The organism is Acetobacter senegalensis (assembly GCF_001580995.1).
GTDB lineage: Bacteria > Pseudomonadota > Alphaproteobacteria > Acetobacterales > Acetobacteraceae > Acetobacter > Acetobacter senegalensis.
Genome location: NZ_LHZU01000039.1, coordinates 1 through 2104 on the forward strand (window position 1 = coordinate 1; position 2104 = coordinate 2104).

Annotated in this window: 1 protein-coding gene; it reads left to right on the top strand. The window is 61.0% G+C overall.

Annotated features, from left to right (window positions below; translation table 11 throughout):
• Positions 1 to 1995: beta-N-acetylhexosaminidase (locus AD948_RS00255; RefSeq protein WP_408736049.1), on the top strand; the 1995-nt coding region annotated here is incomplete at its 5' end.
• Positions 1996 to 2104 lie beyond the last annotated feature (109 nt).

Sequence of the window (2104 nt, forward strand, 5' to 3'; positions counted from 1 at the left end):
CTGGTCACGGCGGTTGAACGCTTCCGCACCCGCCTTGAAAAACTGACAGGCCAGCCGATCAGATTTGTCTCATCCTCTGCGGATGCCTCGGCCTTTACCATCACGCTCCATTGCGCCGGGAAAGACGGTGCCTTTCCCGCTCTGGACATGCAGGAGCAGTATGCGCTGACTGTCTCAGCTTCTGGCGCAACGCTGGATGCTGCCGGGCCGGTGGGTATTCTGCATGGTCTGGCCTCCCTGCTGCAACTTGCCGGGCGGGATGCTACTGGCGCGGTGTTAACCCATGCCAGCCTGAATGATACCCCCCGCTTCCGCTGGCGCGGGCTGATGATTGATGTCAGCCGCCATTTCATGTCCATCCCCACGTTGCAGCGCCAGATTGACGCCATGGAAATGGTGAAACTGAATGTGCTGCACCTACACCTCTCTGATGGGCAGGGCTTCAGGGTTGAAAGCCGCCTGTTCCCGCGCCTGCACACCGTGGCGTCACACGGGGCGTATTATACGCAAAAGCAGATCCGGGCCCTTGTCACCTATGCGGCGGAACGGGGCATCCGCGTGGTGCCCGAATTTGACACGCCGGGCCATACCTTTGCCCTGCTGGAAGCCTATCCGCGTTACGCGGCACAGGCCCCACTGAACATGGAAGACCGGGCCGAGAAAAACCGCGCCGCGCTGGACCCGACCAACCCCGCCACCTACCGCTTTGTCACAGCGCTGTATGGAGAAATGGCATCCCTATTCCCGGATGCATATTTTCACATAGGCGGGGATGAGGTTGTGGCCAAGCAATGGACAACGTCCCCACACATTCATGCCTATATGCAGGCACATAGTTTCAAAACACCTGCGGAAATGCAGGCAGAATTCACCACGCGCGTTGCACAGGCGCTGACCCGCCGCCACAAGAAGGTTATTGGCTGGGATGAGATCACCGCCGCTGATATCCCGCGTGATACCGTGGTGGAAATCTGGCGCGGGGCAGCCCGCACAGCCGCCGCCACGGCGGCAGGCCACCCAGTGGTTGTGTCTGATGGTTATTATCTGGACCGGCTGCAACCCGCCGCCATCCCGTATGCGCAGGACCCGTTGGGAAATGTTGCCAACATGGCGGAAGCGGAAGCCGCCGCACAGGCCACCGGACCGGGCGGCACCATTGCCGACAAAGTCACAACCCAGACCACACCGCTAACAGACGCGCAGAAAGCGCTGGTTCTGGGCGCGGAAGCCGCGCTGTGGACGGAAATTGTCACTGAAGAGATGCTGGATAGCCGCCTGTGGCCCCGCATGGCCGCTCTTGCCGAGCGCTTCTGGTCCCCGGCCTCAGCCTGTGACGGGCAGACCCTTTACCCTCGCCTTGCCGTAACGCAGGACAAGCTGGAAGAACTGGGGCTGGAAAGCAGCGCCCGAGCCAGCCAGAGGCTTGCTCGGCTGGCTCCGGGTGAGACGGCTCCCGCCAGTGTGCTGCTGAGTGTAACCAGCCCTGTGCGGAATTACGCGCATAATCACGAGTTTTTACAGATCCGCCACAAGCAGCGCGCTACGGAGCAGGACCTGAATACGCTGGCAGACATTGCCAGCCCCGACAGCTTTGCAGCGGATACCTTCAACCGGCAGGCCGCAGCCTATGCCGCAGGACAGAAGGGCCTGAAAGCCACCCTGCGGGCGCAACTGGCTTACTGGGTTGCGAATGATGCCGCGTTTCAGGCCACCGCAGCCCGTAACCCCGCCTTGCAAAATGCCCTGCCTGCTTCTGAAAACCTGAAAAATCTGGCACAGGCCGGGTTGATGATGCTGGGGTATGATCATTCTTCTGGCTGGAAGCACCGGGTCCGCGCCGCAGTGCGCAAGGCGCGTGCGGAAATTGCGGCCTCTGCCACCACCAAAGTGGTCACCAACACCCCGCAACCGCCGGGTGATCTGCTTCAGGATATCCTGCCGGGGATTGAAGCGCTTTCCGCCCGCATCATGCATGGAGAGGGGGTTGCCCACTAAGCGGCCTTAACTCGCAAATCATCAAACCAGAGGGGGAAGGGAAAGCCTGTCTGGTCAGATTGGTAGAGTGGCAGGTTGGCAGGTTGGCAGGTTGGCAGGTTGGCAGGTT